The 23533-nt window shown below is 42.9% G+C and carries 21 protein-coding genes; 9 read left to right on the plus strand and 12 right to left on the minus strand.

Going from position 1 to position 23533, the window contains the following annotated elements; all coding sequences use genetic code 11:
* Positions 1-215: 215 nt before the first annotated feature.
* The 4 genes from C8R11_RS08425 to C8R11_RS08440 all read right to left on the minus strand — a co-directional run bounded on the left by C8R11_RS08425 (position 216) and on the right by C8R11_RS08440 (position 4506).
* A complete protein-coding gene (locus C8R11_RS08425; RefSeq protein WP_244907611.1) occupies positions 216-1370 on the minus strand; it encodes an HD-GYP domain-containing protein in 1155 nt (384 codons plus the stop codon).
* Between the two features lie 159 nt (positions 1371-1529).
* Entirely contained in the window at positions 1530-1853 is a 324-nt protein-coding gene (gene fliE / locus C8R11_RS08430; RefSeq protein ID WP_107795321.1) for a flagellar hook-basal body complex protein FliE, read from the minus strand.
* A gap of 99 nt (positions 1854-1952) precedes the next feature.
* The gene (locus C8R11_RS08435; protein ID WP_107795322.1) at positions 1953-3269 is read right to left on the minus strand and encodes a sigma-54-dependent transcriptional regulator; all 1317 of its coding nucleotides are present in this window, start codon (positions 3267-3269) and stop codon (positions 1953-1955) included.
* Complete coding sequence (locus C8R11_RS08440; protein WP_107795403.1) at positions 3262-4506, minus strand: sensor histidine kinase; 1245 nt, start codon at positions 4504-4506, stop codon at positions 3262-3264. Before C8R11_RS08440 ends, C8R11_RS08435 begins: the two co-directional genes overlap by 8 nt.
* Positions 4507-4826: 320 nt before the next feature.
* Between C8R11_RS08440 and fliF the strand changes: the two genes are divergently transcribed.
* The 6 genes from fliF to C8R11_RS08470 all read left to right on the plus strand — a co-directional run bounded on the left by fliF (position 4827) and on the right by C8R11_RS08470 (position 11428).
* Positions 4827-6542, plus strand: a complete 1716-nt coding sequence (gene fliF, locus C8R11_RS08445) for a flagellar basal-body MS-ring/collar protein FliF (RefSeq protein WP_107795323.1) — start codon at positions 4827-4829, stop codon at positions 6540-6542.
* On the plus strand, positions 6535-7530 hold the full coding sequence (gene fliG, locus C8R11_RS08450) for a flagellar motor switch protein FliG (RefSeq protein ID WP_107795324.1): 996 nt from the start codon (positions 6535-6537) through the stop codon (positions 7528-7530). Before fliF ends, fliG begins: the two co-directional genes overlap by 8 nt.
* Positions 7531-7590: 60 nt before the next feature.
* On the plus strand, positions 7591-8307 hold the full coding sequence (locus C8R11_RS08455; protein ID WP_107795325.1) for a flagellar assembly protein FliH: 717 nt from the start codon (positions 7591-7593) through the stop codon (positions 8305-8307).
* On the plus strand, positions 8288-9724 hold the full coding sequence (gene fliI / locus C8R11_RS08460) for a flagellar protein export ATPase FliI (RefSeq protein ID WP_107795326.1): 1437 nt from the start codon (positions 8288-8290) through the stop codon (positions 9722-9724). The genes C8R11_RS08455 and fliI overlap by 20 nt, the downstream gene beginning before the upstream one ends.
* Before the next feature lie 17 nt (positions 9725-9741).
* The gene (fliJ, locus tag C8R11_RS08465; RefSeq protein WP_107795327.1) at positions 9742-10197 is read left to right on the plus strand and encodes a flagellar export protein FliJ; all 456 of its coding nucleotides are present in this window, start codon (positions 9742-9744) and stop codon (positions 10195-10197) included.
* A gap of 82 nt (positions 10198-10279) precedes the next feature.
* A complete protein-coding gene (locus tag C8R11_RS08470; RefSeq protein WP_107795328.1) occupies positions 10280-11428 on the plus strand; it encodes a flagellar hook-length control protein FliK in 1149 nt (382 codons plus the stop codon).
* A gap of 16 nt (positions 11429-11444) precedes the next feature.
* On the opposite strand, the gene C8R11_RS08475 is transcribed toward C8R11_RS08470, so the two are convergent.
* The 3 genes from C8R11_RS08475 to hemE are packed head-to-tail and all read right to left on the minus strand — an operon-like array spanning position 11445 to position 14548.
* Complete coding sequence (locus tag C8R11_RS08475; protein WP_107795329.1) at positions 11445-12758, minus strand: sensor histidine kinase; 1314 nt, start codon at positions 12756-12758, stop codon at positions 11445-11447.
* Positions 12739-13428, minus strand: a complete 690-nt coding sequence (locus tag C8R11_RS08480) for a response regulator transcription factor (protein ID WP_090702186.1) — start codon at positions 13426-13428, stop codon at positions 12739-12741. The genes C8R11_RS08475 and C8R11_RS08480 overlap by 20 nt, the downstream gene beginning before the upstream one ends.
* A 58-nt stretch (positions 13429-13486) precedes the next feature.
* A complete protein-coding gene (gene hemE, locus C8R11_RS08485; RefSeq protein WP_090702169.1) occupies positions 13487-14548 on the minus strand; it encodes a uroporphyrinogen decarboxylase in 1062 nt (353 codons plus the stop codon).
* A 337-nt stretch (positions 14549-14885) separates the two neighbouring features.
* Here hemE and C8R11_RS08490 point away from each other — a divergent pair, with 337 nt between their 5' ends.
* Positions 14886-16235, plus strand: coding sequence for a GGDEF domain-containing protein (locus C8R11_RS08490; protein ID WP_107795330.1), 1350 nt, complete (start codon positions 14886-14888; stop codon positions 16233-16235).
* 145 nt (positions 16236-16380) lie between these two features.
* On the opposite strand, the gene C8R11_RS16150 is transcribed toward C8R11_RS08490, so the two are convergent.
* The 4 genes from C8R11_RS16150 to C8R11_RS16710 all read right to left on the minus strand — a co-directional run bounded on the left by C8R11_RS16150 (position 16381) and on the right by C8R11_RS16710 (position 18664).
* Positions 16381-16545 (minus strand): hypothetical protein, encoded by a 165-nt coding sequence (locus tag C8R11_RS16150; protein WP_181258207.1) that lies wholly within the window; start codon positions 16543-16545, stop codon positions 16381-16383.
* Positions 16546-16736: 191 nt separating this feature from the next.
* Entirely contained in the window at positions 16737-17969 is a 1233-nt protein-coding gene (locus C8R11_RS08495) for a nicotinate phosphoribosyltransferase (RefSeq protein WP_244907612.1), read from the minus strand.
* A gap of 111 nt (positions 17970-18080) precedes the next feature.
* Complete coding sequence (locus C8R11_RS08500; RefSeq protein WP_244907613.1) at positions 18081-18518, minus strand: isochorismatase family protein; 438 nt, start codon at positions 18516-18518, stop codon at positions 18081-18083.
* Complete coding sequence (locus C8R11_RS16710; RefSeq protein WP_244907616.1) at positions 18431-18664, minus strand: hypothetical protein; 234 nt, start codon at positions 18662-18664, stop codon at positions 18431-18433. The genes C8R11_RS08500 and C8R11_RS16710 overlap by 88 nt, the downstream gene beginning before the upstream one ends.
* 598 nt (positions 18665-19262) lie before the next feature.
* Here C8R11_RS16710 and C8R11_RS08510 point away from each other — a divergent pair.
* A complete protein-coding gene (locus C8R11_RS08510; RefSeq protein WP_107795332.1) occupies positions 19263-19721 on the plus strand; it encodes a helix-hairpin-helix domain-containing protein in 459 nt (152 codons plus the stop codon).
* A 147-nt stretch (positions 19722-19868) separates the two neighbouring features.
* Positions 19869-21365: an exopolyphosphatase gene (gene ppx / locus C8R11_RS08515; protein WP_107795333.1), complete on the plus strand. Its 1497-nt coding sequence runs from the start codon at positions 19869-19871 to the stop codon at positions 21363-21365.
* Positions 21366-21389: 24 nt separating this feature from the next.
* Here ppx and ppk1 read toward each other — a convergent pair whose 3' ends face one another.
* Positions 21390-23459: a polyphosphate kinase 1 gene (ppk1, locus tag C8R11_RS08520; protein WP_107795334.1), complete on the minus strand. Its 2070-nt coding sequence runs from the start codon at positions 23457-23459 to the stop codon at positions 21390-21392.
* Between the last annotated feature and the right edge of the window lie 74 nt (positions 23460-23533).

A 23533-nucleotide genomic window follows, 5' to 3' on the forward strand; every position in this document is an offset into this window, starting at 1 on the left:
AGCGGGACACCCGGTATCGCTAGCGCAGGCATGGTAACCATGGTTGTCGTTTTACAGGCTGTTCGGACTCCATGCCGAAGCAATTGCCATTCTATTACCGATAGACCGTTTATTGCGTACGGTACGTAGCATAGTCAATGTTGAGAGCGATAAAGGGGCAGTCTAGTCGTGCAAAAATGGACGCACCGAAACTGATACGAAGCGGATAGATCAGATCAAACAAGTTCATCGTCACGGAAGCGCTGCTGGATTTCCAATATCTTGTCTGGATTATTTAATAGCGCTTTCACACAGTCACGATCCAGTTTGCTATTGGATAGTTGTTGCAGCAAAGCAAAAGCTTTTTCGTTGCTCCAAGGCACCTTATATGCACGGCGTGAAGTCAAAGCATCAAACACATCTGCAACAGCGCTGATACGCGCTTCAATTGGAATCTCATCCCCTTTCAAACCTTTTGGATAACCACTGCCATCTATCGCTTCATGGTGATATTCAGCAATGTTACGCATGATATTTACATGACCCAAAGCATATAAACTAAAGTCTTCTAGAATAGAATCAATGATTTCTCGACCTTTTCCCGGATGTGTCTTCATTATGCTGAATTCCTCATCACTCAGTTTGCCGGGTTTACGCAAAATACTATCTGGAATACCGATCTTGCCGATATCATGTAGCGGAGAAAACAAGAAAATATGTTCAATCTGTTCATCGCTGATTTTATAGTCGACCGCCAGCTCGCGAGCAATGAGACGCGCATAATGTGCAGTGCGTTCAATATGCAAGCCCGTCTCAATATCGCGGTAATGCGTCATGCTGCGTGTTGCCTGCACAGCAGAAACGAGTGTTCGAATGGCTGCCAGTTCATTGATTACCATGAGTGCAATCAAGTGTCCATAAATATCAATCTGACGTAATGCTTTCGGTGTAAAAGGATGCTCCTCGAGTGAGTTAAAAAATAAAAAGCCAACAAAAGCGGCACTTTGATAAAGTGGCATTGTATAGCTCGCTTTGTAACCTTTGGCAGCTATTCTCTTGGTATGCTCATGCTTACCTTTGGTAAAAATGTTCAAATCCTGTACCAAACGCGGGCGACGGTGTTGAATGATTTCGCGTAATGATGGCGCAGCATCAAGTGGGGCCTCGTAGGTAACGAAAGGATGCTCATCGCCTTCGGTACTGTGCGCATAGGTCTTGAGCATCTCTGTTTGTTCATCAAACAAAGCAATAGCCACACGACTTATAAAAGGAAAATCCTGAAGAATAATCTGGTGTATAAAGCTTAGCTTATCTGATAAGGGAATATCCTCATGCAACCTCGCAAGCGTATCCTGGTGTGCAAATAAATCTTCTTTCTGTTGCAAAGTCAAAGCCCTTCTCTTTTAGCCAAATCACCTAACATGTTTTTTTATTCAATAAAAGGGAATTGAAAAACCATGGGATAGCTACCACATATACGATATTTCTGGCATCAATTGAATTGTACCGACAGAATTATGACAAATCAGGTAAATTAAATATAAAGCGTATTACACTTGCATGTTCATAATTTCCTGATAGGCAGTGACTAGCTTATTACGTACCTGCACCATAGACTGAAAAGACACATTGGCTTTTTGTAAAGAAATCATCACTTCGTGCAAATCCGTATTGGATTCTCCACTTACAAAATCCTTGCTCAACTGTTTTGCCGTCTGCTGTGTGTTATTCACCTTATCAACAGCGTCTTTCAATGTCTCGCCAAAGTCAACTTTGACCGCATCATTATCTTCTGCCCTTTTTTTTACGCCAGAAGCAAGTACTGAAGTTGCCTGTAATTGCTCAAGTATATTATCTATTCCAGATCTATCCATAATTAGAATCCATCATCAGCGTTCACCAACCCAAAAAAACAAACGTTTAACCGTTCATCATATAAAAACAATGGTAAAAATTTCAAACAAATGACATATTTAAGGACTATGCACTCGATATTGCTGCAATTTGTATCGTAAAGTTCGTTCGGAAATTCCTAATCTCTGAACGGCCAATTTGCGCGAACCATTAACAGCTTCAAGTGTATCCAGGATATGTCTGCGCTCCAACGTCTTCATATCCAGCGGTGTTGCATCAATAAAACGATCAGTTTGCTGTAAACTCACATCCATCTCTGGCAAACAAATATGTTCAGCATTAATCGTATTTGTTGCTAAAATCATGGCGCGCTGCATCACATTTTCAAGTTCCCTGACATTGCCAGGCCATTGATATTGTGTCAGTTTTGTAATTGCTTTATTTGACAATTGGTATGTATACGGTTGTGTGCAATCTACCTTGACTGCTTTTATAAAATGCTGTGCCAATGGCTCGATATCCTGAGGTCTTTTTCTTAGTGAAGGGACTTCAATCGGAAAGACATTCAATCTGTAAAACAAGTCTTCCCTGAACTTGCCGCTTTTTACCAAAGCAAGCATATCACGATTGGAAGTTGCTAAAAGACGAAAATCCAACTTGATAATTTTATGTCCACCAACACGTTCCACTTCTCTTTCCTGCAATACACGAAGCAATTTTGCTTGTAATTCCAGCGACATCTCCGAAACTTCATCAAGCAGCAAAGTGCCGCCCTGTGCCTGCTCAAACTTTCCGGCCTGCGCCTGAGTAGCGCCGGTAAAAGCACCTTTTTCATAGCCAAATAATGTTGCTTCTAAAAGATTCTCAGGAATTGCGGCACAATTAATCGCAACAAAAGGTTTTTCTAAACGATTTGAATTCTGGTGAATGAAACGGGCAATTACTTCTTTTCCGCTACCGCTTTCGCCGGTAAGCAAAACAGTTGCCGGTGATTTGGCAACACGTCTGGCCAGGGATAGTAAAGCGCGCATACACGGATCTTTAGCAATCATGTAATTTTCACTTTCAGGGCAAGTCATTGCATATTGCTTGATGTATGCCAACAAGCTATTTGGCTCAAAGGGCTTTAACAAATAATCACAGGCACCACTGCGCATAGCAGCAACGGCTCTATCGACCTCACCGTAGGCCGTCATCAACAACACCGGCAAATCCGGGTTGAATGCTTTAATTTGTTGTAACAATGCAAGTCCATCGACTGGCTTCATTTGAACATCACTGACCACCATACTGACCTCGTTTTCTTGCAGCAAAGTCATTGCTTCAACACCGTCAGAGGCGGCAAACGACTGATACCCTGACAACTTCATTGTGGTGCAGATTGCTTCCAGCAAATCTTGATCATCTTCCACAACCAGAACAGGTAATTTATCCATTGCTATAACCTCCTGCGTCTCTTTCATCTCCTGCGATCCCGCCACCTTTGATAGTCCTGGGTAACCGTATGATAAATTCACTGCCCAATTGAGGTGTCGAATTAACTTCAATAGACCCGCCCATAGACTGAACGACAGCACGCACGATAGCCAGCCCCAGACCCGTTCCTTCTGTGCGTGTCGTAAAGAACGGCTCAAACAAGTGTTCTTGGTGCATATTGTCAATACCCGTGCCGTTATCATGTACTCTAAACACTACATCGTTATTTTTCAAATCACAGCTCAGAGTAATTTCATCACCCACTGCAGAGACTTGCACTGCATTTTCAAGCAAATTAATAAATGCACCACATAATGCCTTACGATCCGTCATCAAATTTACACCTTGACTATGATCATGGATATTAAAAAACATACCGGAACGTTTGATTTGCGGTTCAATAACCTGTTGCAATTCCGTTAATAAAGCACTTATTTCAACAGGTTTGAACTGAGCGGTCTCGCCTTTTACAAAACGCAACATATCGCCTGTCAGGTGCTCCAGGTGCTTTAGTCGTTCAATCGTTTTAGTTGCAAATTTTTGCCGTTCACCCGGCATTAATGCATCATTACCCAGATGTGAGGCGTATAACAAAGCCGTAGAGAGCGGGGTACGTAATTGATGGGCTAAATTTGCAGCCATCTCTCCCATTGAAGTCAAACGCTGGTTACGCCTTATCTGTTCTTGCATTGCATATGCTTCAGTAATATCGTGAATCAGTAAAATTCGTCTACCGGCTGAATCTGCAGGACTGCTCTCTATGCGAATGCGACGCTGCTTCATGGCATTATTTCCACCAGATTGCCATTCAACGTTCCATTCATTGGCTATCGCGGTGGGCAATAAACGCTCATCGGTTATTTTCTGCCATGACAAATTAACCAACGGATCACCCAACATTAAACTGGCAGCCGGATTAACCTGCTCAACCCGTTCATTGGCATTTAATGCAATAACACCGCCGGGCAATGCATTCAATAACAATGTTAATTTTTGAGACAGTGCCTCTTTTGCTGACAATTGTCGATGTAATTCACCATTAGCAAGTGCCAGCTCATACGTTAACCGCTCTACTTGCAGCTGCAAATCCTGATACACCCCCGACAATTGCTCAGATGCCGCATTAAATGCGTCAAATGCAAGTTTAAGCTGTTCCTGATCTACGGTAGTTGAGGATGATGACTCAATATCAATCATTTGATTTGTATTATATATCCTGAATTCAACACTATTTTTCCAAATTAGACGCAGAATAGCATTAAAAACGGATCGCATCATGGCTTGAATAAAGCGAGCAATTCTGCCTTATTTGAGCATTCAATGATTATGAAAATTCTCGATAATGAACCTGTCGAAATTGCCGTGCTCAGTTTAGACAAAATTCTTCAAGGATTAAATTGATATCTACGACATATAAAACCATAAATAAAGTGACTGAGATTGTTATAAATGAAAAATGCTTAAAACAATTTTCACAAACTTAAAAACAATATGACGACTTAAGCAGGAGAACATTTGTGGCCACAATACCTAGCGAAACCAATACAGCAAAAAAAGTACAACCCAGTACATCATTCGGATTAGACAAATTCATCCAACTGTCTAACCAAAATAAACTGGGATTTATGGTTGCTATCGCGGCAATCATTGCATTGCTCGCAGGTGCGTGGATGTGGAGTCAATCACCCGATTATCGGGTGCTTTATTCCAACATTTCAGATCAAGATGGTGCTGACATTATAAATTCGTTGCAACAAACGAATGTTCCATACAAATTCTCACAAAGCGGTAGCGCCATTCTGATACCCAGTGACCAGGTTCATGAGGCCCGATTACGTCTGGCAGGCCAGGGATTACCGAGAGGTGGACTGGCCGGATTTGAGTTAATGGAAAACCAAAAATTTGGCGCCAGTCAGTTTCTTGAGCAAGTTAATTATCAACGTGCCCTTGAAGGTGAGTTGTCACGTACCGTTCAATCTTTGTCAGCAGTTCAAAGTGCACGTATACATCTGGCTATTTCCAAGCCATCTGTTTTTGCCAGAGAAAGGCAAAAACCCAGTGTTTCAGTATTACTGAATCTATATCCGGGCAGAATGCTGGCTGAAGAACAAGTAAGCGCCATAGTGCACCTGGTCTCAAGCAGCATACCCAGCTTATCTGTCCAAAATGTTACTGTTGTTGACCAAAATGGCAATCTGCTCAGCGGACAGGAACAAACAAAACCCGAGTCCAAGTTTGACGCCAATCAACTGGAATATCTGCACGAGCTTGAGAAAAGCTATTCGCGACGAATCGAGGCGATACTATCGCCCATTACCGGTGCTACCAATGTACATGCTCAAGTAACCGCCGATTTAGATTTCTCAAGAATAGAACGCGCTGAAGAAATTTACCGGCCTAACAACACAGAGACTGAAGCAGCTTCGATTCGTAGTCAGCAAACAATGGAATCAATGTCAACTGGCAACAAAATTGACGGCGGCATACCAGGTGCATTAACTAACCGTCCGCCTGAACCAGCAATTGCACCAATCGAAATTGAAGGAGAAGATGGCGAACAAAAACCTGAGCCGCTACCCTCTGACCAACGTAAAGAATCTACAACCAATTATGAAGTTGACAAAACAGTTCAGCATACCCATTTACCAACTGGAAATATCAAACGATTATCTGCCGCGGTTGTTGTCAATTATCGAAAAACGGTAGGTGAAGATGGCAATATAACGCATGTACCGCTATCTGAAGTAGAAATCCGAGAAATCAATAATCTCGTAAAAGATGCCATGGGGTATAACGAAGATCGTGGAGATACATTAACGGTTACGAACAGTTTATTTAGCGATGCAGATAATACAGCACTGGCTGTGCCGTTGTGGAAGGATCCAGACATGATTTTATTGGCGCAAGAGATCGGCAAACAATTATTAATTGCTGCCATTGTAGTGTTTTTCCTGTTGAAAATACTGCGCCCGTTCCTCAAATCACTCGCACACAATCCGGAATTAAAAGAAAAGAAGCTAACCGAATTACCGAATGATGCAGCAGTGGATGCAATGGGGCAACCTTTGAAACTGGCTGAAGATGGCACACCTTTACTGGATAAGTCGCTTACTGAAGAAGAAGTCAGAAAAAATGCATTTGGTAAAAACCTCCAAAAAGCCAAGCAACTGGCTATTGATGAACCGGCAATTGTCGCCAATGTTGTAAAAGAATGGGTGAATGGCAATGGATGATAATGGTTTAAAAAAGAGCGCTATTTTGCTCATGTCTCTCGGCGAAGATGAAGCAGCTTCGGTGTTCAAGTTTTTATCGCCCAAAGAAGTTCAAAAACTGGGAAGCGCTATGTCGAGCCTGCAAAACATTACCCAGAATGAAATAGAAACCACAATCGAAGAATTTAATACACGCGCCAGCGGAAAAACTGCACTTGGCCAAGGTGCAAACGATTATATCCGCAGGGTACTGACAAATGCTTTGGGTGATGAAAAAGCGGCAAATCTAATTGACCGAATTCTGCATGGCGGTGACACCAGCGGTATTGAGGGTCTAAAATGGATGGACGCATCATCAATTGCTGAACTGATCAAGAACGAACATCCGCAGATTATCGCAACCATTCTAGTTCACCTTGAACGCGATCATGCCAGTGAAATACTCAGTCTTTTTCCGGAACGCTTGCGCAATGACACATTATTACGCATTGCAACTTTAGATAGCATTCAACCAGAAGCTCTACGGGAATTGAATGATGTACTGACTCAATTGTTATCCGGAAGTAATAACATCCGCAAAGCACCAATGGGAGGAATCCGTGCCGCGGCGGAAATACTGAACTTTATACCAACGATACAGGAAACAAGCGTTATTGATAACATCAAACAATATGATGAAACACTGGCTCAGCAAATCATGGATGAAATGTTTGTATTTGACAATTTAGCTGATATTGATGATCAGGGCATTCAGTTGCTACTGCGCGAAATACAGTCGGAATCACTGGTAATCGCGCTAAAAGGGGCGCAAGAAGAAGTTCGTGACAAGATCTTTAAGAACATGTCCAAACGTGCTGTTGAATCGCTGAAAGAAGACATTGACGGCAAGGGGCCTGTGCGTGTATCCGAAGTTGAGGCGGAACAAAAAGAAATACTCAAAGCTCTGCGTCAACTGGCTGAGAGCGGACAGATTGTACTAGGGGGCAAAGGCGACGACAGTTATGTTTAATGTGGCACCATACATAAAATTAATCAATTTAATACAAAAAACCTAATACACAAACTCTAAATGGAAACAACCACTGTCATTCCAAAAGCAAACCTGACATCATACCAGCGCTGGAAACTGGATTCTTTAGACGTGCCTGGAGTACCCTCAACAAAGGATCTCCAGAACAAAGAAATGTCAGCAGCAAACGAGCCGAAAAATACCACAGATAAAAATATCCCTACGTCTCCCACAGAAGAAGAAATCACAGCTCTGTTTCAAAAAGCAGAAGAAAATGGCCATCAAAAAGGTTACGAAGCAGGTTATAAAAGTGGTTTTCAAGAAGGCAGACAGCAAGGTGAATCGGTGATAGAAGCAGAACTCAACCAGATTCATACTATTTTTGCCGATTTGGATGAGAAAATTCAAACAATTGATCAACAGATTGCACAAGAACTTCTAACGCTTGCCATTGATTTAACCAAAAAAATGATCTCGCAGGCACTCGTAATTCATCCTGAACTAATCTTGCCTATTGTACAAGAGGCCATTCTCCAGCTTCCCAGCACCGGACAACAGTTACGCCTTTTTTTACATCCCAAAGATGCAGTAATCGTTCGTCAGCATATGAATGAACAGCTGACCCAGGAAAACTGGGAAATTCGTGAAGATACCCAATTGGAGCAAGGTGGCTGCCGTATAGAAGCAAACGGGGGCGAGATTGATGCAAATATAGAAACACGCTGGCGCCGTATATTGGCAGCCATAGGCCAGAAAAATGACTGGATCGAAAAATAATTATCAGATAATTGATCACCATGAAAACTGGTGTAATTTCTTAAAGAACTGTGGCCAACTCATCGCTACTTCCACTCCAATCTTGCCAACCGGCACGATCACACGTGTTACCGGTCTGGTCATGGAGGCAGTTGGACTCAAGCTGGCGGTTGGCAGTAGCTGCACTATTTTCTTGTCAAGCGGAAACGCCGTTTCAGCGGAAGTAGTTGGTTTTTCGGAAGAACGCTTATTTTTAATGCCAACCAGCGAAATTTATGGACTGACACCCGGCGCAAAGGTAATACCGACAGAACTTGCAACAGATACACCTAAAATCGGAACGCGACAGTATCCACGCAGGCGTGCTTCAGATCAAGCTAAACATGTCAGCGTCGGGGATAATTTGCTTGGGCGGGTTCTAAATGGTATTGGCGAGCCACTTGATTTGTTGGGCCCAATCGTGACTGAAAAAAGTGTTCCGCTTTATAGCAGGCCATTTAATCCACTTGAACGGGCACCAGTCTCCCAACCACTTGATGTAGGCGTACGCGCAATAAATACATTACTGACAGTTGGCCGTGGGCAACGCATGGGATTATTTGCCGGTAGCGGCGTTGGCAAAAGCGTATTGTTAGGCATGATGGCACGTTATACCAGCGCAGATGTTATTGTTGTAGGTTTAATTGGAGAGCGTGGACGCGAGGTCAAGGAATTCATTGAAAACATATTGGGTAGTGAAGGACTCGCACGCTCAGTCATTGTTGCAGCACCTGCAGATACATCACCACTAGTACGCCTTCAGGGTGCGGCATATGCAACTGCCATTGCCGAACATTTCCGCAATGAGGGTAAACATGTGTTATTGATTATGGATTCACTTACTCGGTATGCCATGGCACAAAGAGAGATTTCACTGGCTATAGGCGAGCCGCCCGCGACTAAAGGATATCCCCCTTCCGTTTTCGCCAAGTTACCCCAGTTAGTGGAACGCGCGGGCAATGGCAATGATAATAGTGGATCCATCACCGCCTTTTACACCGTTCTTACCGAGGGTGACGACCATAATGATCCGATTGCAGATAGTGCCCGTGCAATTCTGGACGGGCACATCGTGCTATCACGTAGATTAGCAGAGGCGGGTCACTATCCGGCTATCGATATTGAAGCGTCAATCAGTCGTGTCATGACAAACATCGTGCCACTGGAACAAGCTGAAACAGCCAGAAAATTTAAACGTATCTATTCTCACTATCAGCGCAACCATGATCTCATCAGTGTAGGCGCTTATGTACCTGGCTCCGACCCAGTACTAGATCAAGCGATTAAGATTTATCCAACACTTGAGAATTTTCTGCAACAAGGCATAGCTGAACAGGAAAACTATAACGACAGCATTAAAAATCTGTTTTCAATATTTGACATTAAGCATATCCAATAACTTAATCTGATTTTAATATGCCGAATACGTTGACTTTAAGAAAATTGCTGGATCTTGCTGAAAAGAAAAGTAAAGAATCAGCGAAAAAATTAGGAAAGTTAAATTTTCAGCATCTGGAGGCCGAAAAAAAACTTAATTTACTATTACAATACCGGCAAAGTTATCAAACCCGCTTGCAAAACCTTTCGCAAAACGGGATTAATCATGTGGAATTGCAAAATTTCATTCGATTCGTCGACAAACTAGATACCGCCATCTCTGAGCAAAGACTGGCAGTCAAGCACGCAGTTAATAGCCGAAATACGGGCAATAGCGAGTACCAGTCTTGTCAACGCAGACTCAATTCCTACGACACATTATCACAGCGTTATCAAAAAACAGCGCAACTGATACAGACAAAGGCTGAACAAAAAGAACTTGACGAGTTCATATCCAATCGTTTTATACAGAACAACTCAAACAACGAAAAATAAGAATTCCGAATTTACACAAATATGGCACTAATATTGCTTTTCTATTAAGTAAGATTTTTAACAGTCTTTATGAGATAAATTTATGCTAAATTTAGTTAATACCTTGCAATCGCAAGTTCAAACAAAACAACCTGCTATAAATACAAATGATATTTCGCGCTCAAATGAATCTAAAAGAGAGCAATTTGACAAAATATTTGCGCACGAAGTCGCAGATAAGAAAAACGCCCCAACAGCTGAACACACAGCAAACCCAGCCAGCGATAAAACTTCAGAAAAAACAGAAGTCACTCAAAAACAAACCGACACCGCCCATACGGATAACAAGAGTGCAACAACAACTGAAAATACTGATATCACAGCGAGCGATGAGGTTTCAGAAAAAACAGAGCAAACAACCGATGCCACCAGCGTAACCAGCGCAGATCAAACTGCAGTGCTACCACAAAACCAACTGAATACTAACATGAAGAACCCAGCCCTGGGTTTGGGTCAGAGTCAGAATTTAGTTACTACTCTACTGTCATCTCAACCGGGGTCACAGCAAGGAATTATGCAAGATTTTCTAGACGATATTCGCTCATGGCACTCTCTACAAACGGCAAATCCTGCCGGTGACGGAAAAATTCTGTCATTTTCGACGCAAACTCATAAAGAAATATTGTCTGGACTCAACGAACCAAGTGCATTATCTCAAATAGATTCTGATACAACACAACATTCCGGTTTAAACAATCTTGCACAAATTTTCTCTCCATCATCTACACAAGCAGCTGCGCCACATAGCCTCAGTCTCGACACCCAAATTGGGCAGCCCAAGTGGAATGGCGAATTTGCACAAAAAATCGTATGGCTCGTCAATCAACAAAACCAGGTTGCAGAACTTCGGCTGAACCCTGCTCATCTTGGTCCTGTTGAAATTATGTTGAGCCTTACAAGTGAAAACGGAACACAAGCAACAGCTCAGTTTGTGTCTCCGCATTTGGCCGTACGCGAGGCTATAGAAGCCTCATTACCCAAATTACGTGAATTGATGGCAGAAAATGGCATTCAACTGGGCGATGTCATGGTTGGCGCCGAGTCATTCCAACGCCAGCAACGAGATGAACAGCGCCCACTTTATTCGACAGGAAATGCACGTATTTTTGGCGCAAATGATGAATCTGATTCACACCTGGATAAAGGTATTGTTTCAAACAGGCACATTGGAATAGTTAATACATTTGCCTGATACGGATGCTGGCAAATTAATTCTTCAGAGTCAGTTTAATATTCGAAGATAATTGAAGCGGAAAGGTAATCCGGAAAGTAGTCCCCTGCCCCTTTTGACTTTCAACATCTATTTGCCAGCCATAATGATTGCAAATACGTTTGACAATGGGGAGACCGATTCCAAGCCCCTCCACATGCGTTGTTCCGCGAAAAAAACGTTCAAACAACAACGGAATAAAAGCAGGTTCAATACCCATACCGGTATCAGTTATTGACAGACTGCCACCGCTATAGTCCACCCGTATATATCCTTCATCCGTATATTGAATCGCATTGCGCAACAAATTCGTTAATGCTGTATGCAGTGCCTGACGATTCAACAGAATAATAACGTCTGGTTTGATATTCACAATAAATTTCAGTTTCTTCCGGTGGATTCCCGGATACAGCGGCTCCACGACATCATTAACACATTCTTCAATAGCCACAGGTTCCATCACCCCCAGTGCCTGTTCACGCGCAAGAAATAGCAAAGCTTGCAGCTGTTCCCCCATTCTACTTGTAGCTCCCTCAATACGTTTAATACGCAAGCGAACTTTTTCAGAAAGATCAGGCTCTGCATCCAATAACTCGCAACTTGTTAATATGGTGGTAATCGGTGTTCTTAATTCGTGGCTGATATTGGCGGTAAATTCCTGTTCTCTCTGTAACATACGGCGTATCCGGTTCTGATAATCATCCAGCGCCAATGCCAATTGTGCCACCTCCTCATCCATGTCAGACTGCATCAAAGGCACCCCCTGAACATCACCGGGTGCAAGTAATCTCACTCTTTCCGCAAGATCGGTCACTTGTTTGACGAGTATTCCCGCCAAAACATAGCCCACAACAAATGCTATCGCGACAACAGCAACCCAGGATAATAGAATCAACAACCGCAATTCACTGAGTCGCTGATTGTGTAGAAAAATCCGATAGGCAACCAGAAATTTAACATCGTCAATGGAATGAACCAGCACATGTATATCTTCAAAATCATAATAAATTCTATGATAGCCCGCTTGTAATCCACGGTAATAGGAGGGAATTTGCAATTCATCATCGACATGATGAATCACGTAACTTTTGAGATGCGAACCGATCTGAGAATAGAAATCAGAATGCTTCCGATAACGGTGGACAAGGTGATCCATTTCCATCTTCATTACCTGCCTGATATGCGCTTCTTCAATGTTGTCAGAAGCCACATACAGAATGATACCTAATGCACCAACAGTCATAATGCAGAAATTCGCCAGCGCGTTAGCAACACGCAGACGCAATCCGTGTTCAATCGTCAGTTTGAGCACGAGAAATTAAGCAATAGCCGATACCATGTATCGTCTCAATTGGATCATAGCCGCCAGCACGTAACAAAGCTCGCCTCAGGACATGCATATGACTGCGTAGTGTGTCGCTGGTTTCCTGCGTATCTTCCCATGCTTCTGCTTCCAGCTCCTTACGGCTAAAAACACGCCCCGGCTCACTCATCATCAATGCCAGCAAACGAATACATTTTGGCGGCAATTTAACATCTTTGTCTTCAAAACGTATCGAAAACGTTTTGGGGTCGTATGATAAATTATCAACTTCCAGCATCCGACTGGCAACGCGCCCTGAATGACGCTTGTGTAATGCATTGAGACGCGCTTCAACTTCCTTGAGCGCAAATGGTTTAACTAAATAATCATCGGCACCATGCTCAAACCCAATCAACTTGTCTTCTAATGTGTCGCGCGCAGTTAACATGAGTATCGGTGTATCAATCTGAGACTCCTGCCGTAATTTCTGACACAAAGCGATGCCGTTCATTCCGGGCAATCCCAGATCCAATAAAATCGCATCGAACTGTTGCGTAACCGCCAGATGAAGCCCTAATGCACCATCCGCAGCCGCATCCACGCTGTGACCACGTGATTCAAGAAAATCGTAGAGATTGGCAGCAATAGCCAGATCATCTTCAATAATCAAAATATGCACAATGTCACCTTTTTGCAACTTTTTCGGGTCAATCTTTTAAATTATCAGCCTCAAGACATTAATGAAATTTACGACTCAGTGCATGCACGGCCTCTACCAATGCGGCAGCATTTTCGGGTGGTGTAAACTGAGAGATGCCATGCCCCAAATTAAATACATGACCACTGCCATTTCCATAACTTGTAAGAATCTTCTCTACTTCTTTCGTGATTATTTCCGGTGAAGCAAATAAAATCGATGGATCAAGGTTGCCTTGCAACGCCACCTTATCACCTACACGGCGGCGCGCATCTCCAATATCAATTGTCCAATCCAGACCAACTGCATCACAACCAATATCCGAAATCGCTTCCAGCCACAACCCACCGCCCTTGGTAAAGACAATATTCGGTATGCGTAAACCTGCTTGTTCCCGCTTAAGTCCAGCCAAAATTTGTTGCATATATTGCAGTGAAAACTCACGGTATGCCGTATGAGACAGTGCGCCACCCCAGGTATCAAAAATCATTACGGCTTGCGCGCCCGACTCAATTTGCGCATTCAGATAAGCAGTTACCGCTTGGGCATTTTTCTCCAATATCTGGTGTAATAATTCAGGTTGCTTATACAACATTGTTTTGATTTCACGGAAATCTGTACCTCCCTTTCCTTCAACCATGTAGCAGGCCAGCGTAAAAGGACTGCCCGAAAAACCGATCAACGGGACACGGTTATCAAGCGCGCTGCGAATCTCTGCAACAGCATCCATCACATACCGCAAATCAGAATCTGGATCAGGCACTTTTAATGCTTGAATATCGCTTTCCTGACGCAGAGGCCGTTCAAACATCGGGCCTTCACCTTGCGCAAAATAAAGACCCAAACCCATGGCATCCGGTATAGTCAGAATATCGGAAAACAAAATAGCCGCATCCAAAGGGAAGCGCTCCAGCGGCTGCAGGGTTACTTCAGTAGCTAAAGACGGCGATTTGCATAAGGATAAAAAGTCGCCGGCACGTGCGCGCGTTTCATTGTACTCAGGCAAATACCGACCTGCCTGGCGCATTAGCCATACAGGCGTGTATTCAACAGGTTGTTTCAATAAAGCGCGTAAAAAAGTATCGTTTTTAGGAATCGTCATTAATAAGCCTATGTATTATTTTTATTTTAAAAGGCTATCCCTTAGCTAGCACACTAACTTAACCTTTTCCAAAGGTCATATTTTACCAGTGATTGATAATGACGTACATTGACAATTTTGCAGATTGCTTGTTGGCACGCCTTTAAACAATGAATTCGACATAATCGATGTAAATAGTTACAAATACAGGCAAAAAAACGAAGTGTTATCGCCGAAAAAATAACAAACCAAAAACCGACATGCGATAGACCGCTAGTCAATAACAACATTATAATGAACATACAAAACTGCCACATTTAGGCTGGTACTGTGCATATCCAACTCAACTCGAGCACGCATGAATAATTTTCTTGATCATCAATTTCAACAGCAAAACCCAAGGTTTTTGTCTCGTTTGTTTTATGCACAAACTGCAAGCATGGTATTAGCAGGAAGTATCGCAATTATTACACTGGGAGGCTGGCTCTTTCCTTCAATTGGCGCACTCCTGCCCGCGGACTGGTGGCTCATGAAACAAAATGCTGCGCTTTGCATCCTGATCAGTGCAATAGCCATAATTCTAATACGGAAAAATTCAAATATTCTGATTATCCGCCTCTGTGGGCTTATTGTAATCATATTATCCACGGCTTCACTATATGGCCATACTACTGGCCAATCACTTCCGATTGAAACCTTCTTGACAACGGATAATTACGCAAAGTTTTCGGGCAGGATAACTGTACACGGAGCAGTTTTTTTCTGTTTGCTCGGTTTTTCTTTTATTGTTGCAAAGACCGACCAAAAGCACCGTAATAATATACGCGACATACTCACCCTATTGCTGATTGGAATGGTTTTAGTGATTTTCTCGGGCTATTTCTTTTCTGCAACAAGCTTATATGGTCACTCAACAGAAACACTGGTTTCCTTCCAAACATTTTTTTGTATGTGCTTATTGACATTTGCAAACTTTGTTCGCGGTATACAAGGCGGAATTTTTTCCTTGTTTCTTGGCCTCGGCATTGCCAGTTATACCGCCAGAGTAACATTGCCCTGGACGTTGATAGGCCCATTTGCTGTTATCAGCGCCATTAATTATTTTTCAACTACCCAGGAAATTCGAATAGCGCTTTCAGCAACTTTGCTGTCACTCATCTTCTTTTTTATTATCCTATGGTTAGCAAACAGAATCAGTTACTTGGAAAATGATTTGCGCAAACTGGCGCTGACAGACGAAATGACCGGCCTATACAATCACCGCGCTTTTTGTATACTTGGCAAGCAATCTTTTCTGGAAAGCTTACGAAATGATTCTGTACTGATACTTTTATATTTTGATCTGGATGGATTGAAAAAGATAAACGACTCGCTTGGCCACCAAATTGGGTCAGAAATGATTATCGAATTTGCCGATTTATTAAAAGCAAACTTTCGCCGCTATGAAACAATCGCACGTGTAGGTGGCGATGAATTTGTGGTCTTGAGCAAACAAAACCAAACAGATGCCGCACTCGATACTGCTCTCAAACGATTAGCTGACGCCGTCTATGCCGCCAACAGCAAAAGCAATAAACCCTACAAAATAAGTTACAGCGAAGGTAAAATCACCGGAAGAGCCAAAGATTTCCCATCACTCGATGATCTGCTAACAAAAGCAGACGCTTTGATGTATGAGAATAAAAGGAAGAAAAAGCTCAAGTATTGATTTATTCCGAAACACCGCGTGATCAAAATGCACTTTTTACACACTATATAGATCAACCAAGACAACAGGATCGCGTTGCCAGATCACAATCATCCTTTTTCACTATAGCTCTATAAATTTAGGCACCTGAGCTGTCTTATAAGAACTAAAACATCTCTACCAGCACATGCCGATCCCCAAATGCTTCGGATGAAACAAGGTTTTTTTTCTTGGCCAGTTCCATTTCATCAATGATTTTTACAATTCGACTGTCTGGAATCATGCCATCAGCTACATCATTTATTTCATCAAAATCGAGTTCCTTATCCATTGCAGCAAACCTCCGCAAATTTAATTAAGTGAAACTCCATTAGATACTATTTTATTGATTATTCAAAGCAAGGACAGATAGCAGTTTGCTCCATAATTCGGTCATTTGCCAGCTATCATCAGTCGTTATTTGTATGATTTGCAAACTTGACCTTACTCATCTGTCGACCGCCAAAATTAAAATCACTTTTCTTAGTAGCTTTTATTATATAAAAGCTCTGTATCCATTTGATCTGCCAGCCTATGTATCGCTTCCGAAATTCGGACCGGATAAATTGACGCATTATCCAGAGTCGTCAACCTCTTCGGCAAATTTGCATAGCTTTTCAATGTTTTTTTGCGAATATCATGCAACGACATTTTATCCTGAACACGCCGGCCTTCGATCATGACCGGTTTAATCAGCGGATCACCTGATTGCAAATCATTCTCTTCGAGCGCAACGACATCTCCCATCATACAGTTTTCTGCATCAAAACCACGAAATACCTGTTTTCTTCCTGGCCATGCTGCTTTGCCTTCGGAATGCTTGCGTCGCGGTTGGCCGGCATATTCCTGCAGTTTATAAACGCAATCGAGCGCCGGTGCATCACTGGATGTATCTAGTGCGGTGCCGATGCCAAAACCATCTATTGGTGCGTGCAAACGATATTCATCGATATTACCACTTGCAAAAATGGTAGTTTTCTTCAGACCACCCTGATCAAGTATCTGACGTACATTTCGTGCATGTTCAGCTAAATCGCCACTATCCAAGCGAACACTGTTAATGGTGATCTGGTCGTGCCTGAGCTTGTCCGCCAGAGCAACAATTTTGGTTGCAGCATTTTCGGTATGATAGGTATCAATCAGCATTACCGTGTTCTCGGGATGAGAACGGGCAAAGTGCTCAAATGCAACAATCTCATCGTCATGCGCCTGAATAAAGGAATGTGCCATGGTACCGTACAGCGGGATATCATAAACTGCACCGGCCAATACCGTTGCCGAACCGGAAAATCCCGCTAGATAACTCGCCCGCGCCGCAAGCAGCGCGGCTTCTGCTCCATGCGCCCGCCGCATACCGAAATCTACCAACGTTTTTCCAGGTGCAACCAGTACCGAACGCACTGCTTTAGAAGCAATCAGTGTTTCAAAATGTATCAGATTAATGATGCGAGACTCGATCAATTGCGCCTGCGGCAAAGGCGCAGTAATTCTAATAATCGGTTCATTTGGAAAAAACACGGTACCTTCCGGCATCGCATGCACATCACCCGTAAAACGTAAATTATCCAGATAATCTATGACATGTGACGGGAATCGTCCAGCAAGCCAGGTAAGCTCATCTTGTGAAAACCTCAAATTCTCCAGATAATCCAATACCTGCTCAAGTCCGGCAGCAACCAGAAAATTACGCCCCGCTGGCAGTTTACGCACGAACATTTCAAAAACTGCCGTATCCCATGTTATTCTCAAGATAACTTTGCAGCATGGTCAATTGGTACAGGTCTGTCAACAGCGGACTGAATTGATCGTATAGATTTGAATACGAATTCACAACACAAGCTCCTCATAATTAATGGGCATCGCACCGAGTCGTTTCATTTCCATCAACGCGCGAAAACCGTCATCATGTTTTTGATTCATTGCACAGACTGCATCTTCAAGCAAAAAAATTACATATTGAAGTCCGATGGCATCTTTTACTGTATTCAATACACAATACTCCGTCGCAAGCCCGCCGACAAATAACCGCTTCACTTTAAGCGACTGCAGCAACTCATGGAGCTGTGTTTCAGAAAATGCTGAATAAGCCTTTCTTGCCTGAGTAGTTGCTTTGGAAATAATCTTTGTATAAACGGGTAACGTAAGACTGACAGGAAACGCGGCTCCGGATGTACTTGCTATACAGTGACGCGGCCATTCGCCTCCATATTCTTGAAAAGAACAATGGTTTTCCGTATGCCAATCACGCGTTGCAAAAATCGGCAACCTAAATGCATAAAAAACGGTGATATATCGATTAAGAATCGGAACAATTTTATCTCCCCCGGAACCGGCAAACTACCATCTGACAGAAAATCATTCTGTACATCAACGATAATCAGCGCATCGCCATGTTTAAGTGTAATTTCCATTTATCGAAATGATTAACTTGCACTTATAAAATAAAACCGCATTTATTAATGGTAAACGATTACAAGAATGCGACGCTCAATTTCTGTACATGCTATCAAATCATTGGCAGTTTTGTTAAAGAAACTATTTCACAAATGTTACCTGTGTAAACTCGAACGTCAACACAGACTGATCAGAAAGTAATTCCAGTTCGGCAGCGAACGTGGAAATCGTTCAGTCTGAGCCAGTTCAAAACGTAACGGTTCGCCTCCCTCAACAATCTGCAGACGCACCCAAAATCAACACTGTTATCATCATCCAACATAACGTCAACAGCAGGAACATCAAGAAAACCCGCATTAAAAACAGCATTGTATACACTGTTCCAGTTGTGCCAAAAGGCACACCGGGTGCATTACTTAACATATATAGCTCAACATTCGCATTCTGCGCGAAACCAAGCACCCAAAACCCACTCGCATCTTGCACCGTCGGATCAAGTTACAATACAATTGAATAATATAGCCAATGCAACAATCAATAAACCAATTACTGCTTATTGTATTAATCTGACAGGCATATATAATTGGGTTTTCCATCATATACGTCAAAAAACCCATGGCAAAACTTACAGATGTAGTGGGTATTGGTCCTGTTACTGCCAAAGTCCTGGCAGATCATCATATTAAAACGCCCGAAGCACTCGCTGCTATCAGCATAGCAGCACTGGAAAAAGTACCGGGCTTTAGTAATTTACGCGCAAAAGCCGTTAAAAAAGCGGCTGCAGTTTACCTGTTAAAAAATACGAATAATCAAACGACAACCACTCCCCTTAAACAAACGATTGCAAAAGAATTTACGAATCAAAATACGACGACCAATTTATCCTCAGTTTCGCCGCATAATGACGCCGAAAAAATTAAAAATAATATAAAAAAAGACCGCAAAAAAGATTCACTAAAAAATAAAACCAAGAAAAAAATCAAGAAAAAAGAGAAAAACGAAGAAAAAAACAAAACAAAAATAAAAAAGGAAAAAAAGAAAAATAATAAGAAAAAAATAAAAAAGAAACTTTAATATTCGCTTCGTTTTAAGACTTACAAATGGACATTCCTATAATGGTTGGCGAGTTATGCAGTTAAACAACGTAGTTGCCAATTGCGCCCTTATCCTATAAGTATCCACAAAACCCAAATATACCTTACAGCGCTCTGACCATAGGCTATGACACTCCAAACAGATGAATCTTATGCTGCCATTGATTTAGGCTCTAACAGTTTCCACATGATAGTCGCTAATTATGTAGACGGCCGTTTGCAAATCATAGACCGAATCAAGGAAATGGTCAGACTCGCCTCCGGACTTAACGAAAACTATGATTTGTCCGATGAATCCATGCAACTGGCATTGGCATGTCTGCAACGATTTGGAGAGCGTGTCAAAGAAATACCGCAAGCAAATATACGCGCAGTCGGCACTAACACGCTACGTCAGGCACGTAATGGTGAATTTTTTCTGTCACTGGCAGATGCGGCGTTAGGCCACCCCATAGAAATTATTGCCGGTCAGGAAGAAGCGCGTCTAATTTACCAGGGCGTTGCGCATACCGCGTACGATGAAGTCAACAAACGGCTGGTAATCGATATCGGTGGCGGCAGTACTGAACTCATTATCGGACGCGGCTATGAGATATACAGCATGGATAGCCTTTACATGGGCTGCGTCAATATGGGGAAACGCTTCTTTGATGATGGCAAGATTAAAGCCAAAAGAATAAGCAAAACAGTTTTATACGCCAGACAGGAACTCGAATCAATTGAAGCGGCATACAAAAAGACAGGCTGGGATTTTGCGCTCGGCTCTTCCGGCACTATTACTACCATCCGCGATGTCGTGCAGACCCGAGGGTGGTGTGAATCCGGAATCACTGTCACCGCACTTTCAAAGTTGATGGATGAACTCGTGGCCGTGGGTGACAGTAAAGCTATCGAATTTGAAGGACTGTCTGAGCATAGAAAACCCGTCTTTGCGAGTGGTGTTGCCGTATTGTTCGGCATATTCGAAGCATTGGGTCTGGAAAAAATCAATGTCTCTGATGGTGCGCTGCGTGAAGGTCTTCTGCATGACTTAATTGGCCGAGTACATAACGAAGACATACGGGACAAAACTATTCTGGATGTTTCCAACCGGTATGGCGTTGATACGGAACAGGCCAATCGCGTCAAAGAAACAGCGGAAAACCTTTTCCGACAGGTCAGTTCCGATTGGAAATTGTCCGAAAAGGAAGACCTGAAATTATTGTTATGGGGTGCCCAAATTCATGAGATCGGATTATCAATCGCACATGCCCAATATCACCGGCATGGTGACTATCTGGTCACCTATTCCGATCTGGCCGGTTTTTCACGGCAAGAACAAATCAAGCTGGCCAAATTGGTGCGCGGTCATCGCAGAAAGTTTCCCTTAGAAGAATTTGAGTCTGTTTCAGGTAATTCCAGGCTTTCTGTGATAAGACTCAGCATCTTGTTGAGACTGGCTGCTGTTTTGCATAGAAGCCGTTCCAACAACACACTGCCTGAAATACAGATTCGTGCGAATGCACATAAAATCAACCTGCTTTTTCCGGCAGAATGGCTGTTCAATCATCCTTTAACACTGGCTGATCTCAAAACCGAGCAAAATTATCTGCAGGCAGCCGATATCAAACTGACCTTTCAGTAAGACCAGTAATCAATTGATAGAGCATTATTCACAAAAATGCTCCAGTATATGCAGCTGGGCTGAACGGGGTTTTTGCGTACCCGGTTTGGTGCGTTTATAAGAACCATCATTTTGCAACACCCAGGCCTGTGTATTATCTGAAAGATAGCTCAACAGACCATAGGCAATCACCGAATCGCTGGTACGTTTCTCCTCAATCGGGAAACACACTTCCACACGATGATATAAATTCCTTGTCATCCAGTCAGCGCTGGAACAAAATACGCTTTCCTCACCACCCCGATAAAAATAATAAACGCGCGTATGCTCCAGAAATCGTCCGACGATGGAGCGCACATGGATGTTTTCCGAAACGCCCTTGACATCTGGGCGCAAACAGCAAATACCGCGAATAATCAAATCGACTTTAACCCCTGCCTGGGAAGCCCGATACAATGCCATAATGATTTCAGGGTCAACCAGCGCATTCATCTTGGCAATAATCCAGGCCTTTTTCCCATTATTAGCTGCTTTGATTTCATCTTCAATATAACTGAGCATAGCTTTTTGCAAAGTAAAAGGTGATTGCAGCAACTTCTTTAATTTTCCTGCGCGCCCCAAACCGGTTAACTGATGAAACAGTTTATTTACATCTTCGCCGATCGCCTTGTCGCATGTCAATAAACCGTAATCCGTGTAGAGACGTGCCGTTCTTGCGTGATAATTACCGGTACCTAAATGTACATAGCGGCATAAGGTGCGTCCTTCCCTTCTGACAACTAAAATCATTTTGGCATGGGTTTTGAAACCGACCACACCATACACAACATGCGCACCCGCCTTCTGTAATTCACTGGCCAGTTCAATATTGGCTTCCTCATCAAACCTTGCCCTTAATTCGATCACAACCGTCACTTCCTTACCCGCACGTGCGGCAACCTTTAACGCTTCGACCACTGCTGAATCAGCACCGGTGCGATAAAGTGTTTGTTTGATCGACAGCACATTTGGATCATTCGACGCCTGACGCAGGAAATCAACCACGGGCGCAAAAGACTGAAATGGATGATGTAACAGAATGTCACCGTTATGCAACACTTCAAAAATATTTGTATTCTTGACCATGCGATTCGGAATATCCGGTGTAAAACCACTGAACTTCAGTTCCGGCCGGTCAACCAGGTCACAAATAGCAAGCAAACGCCCCAGATTGACCGGGCCCGATACCCTGTAAAGATCAGCTTTTTCCAATTCAAATTTTTGCAATAAAAAATCGCTCAAATGATCTGGGCAATTGTCGGCAACTTCGAGACGAACAGCATTACTGAACCTGCGGGAAGGCAGTTCCCCTTCCAAAGCGCGCAACAAATCATCCACTTCTTCATCATCGATAAGCAGATCACTATCACGCGTCACCTTAAACTGATAGCAACCCAGCACATTCATACCCGGAAAAAGGTCTTTCACATGCGCATGTATGATGGAAGAAAGCATGACAAAATCATGGTTTCCGTTGCTGCATTTCGACGGCACTTGCACAACTCTGGGCAGTGAACGCGGCGCTTGCACAATGGCCAGCCCCGACTCACGCCCAAACGCATCCTTACCTTCCAGTGAGATGATAAAATACAGATTCTTGTTTAATACCCTGGGAAAAGGATGTGCCGGATCAAGCCCGATAGGGCTTAAAATTGGCAATACCTCAGCATTAAAATAACGTTGGATCCAACGACCCACCATCGGCTTCCAATGAGAACGACGCAACAACCTGATTTTATCTTTAGCCAATGCCGGGATAATCATGTCATTCCAGACGCTATACTGCTCATTGACAACCTGATGCGTCGTTTCACTCACCCGCCCCATCACTTCTGCCGGTAACAGGTTATCTGCGCCTGTCTGTACAGAACCATACTTGATTTGCTGTTTTAGACCGGCAACACGAATTTCAAAAAACTCGTCCAGATTAGTACTGGCAATACAGAGAAAACGCAAGCGCTCCAGCAACGGCAGATTTTCATCTTTTGCCTGCTCAATTACACGCCGGTTAAATTCAAGTAAACTCAGTTCACGATTTATATATAAGGTAGGGTTTTTGAGGTCTGCTATATCCATCAATCAGAAAGTTCTTCACAAAGTAATACAAGTTTTTTTACCATATTACAGTGTATCAATGGAATATTACAAAA

Origin of the sequence: Nitrosomonas aestuarii (assembly GCF_003046585.1) — a bacterium.
Classification (GTDB): domain Bacteria; phylum Pseudomonadota; class Gammaproteobacteria; order Burkholderiales; family Nitrosomonadaceae; genus Nitrosomonas; species Nitrosomonas aestuarii.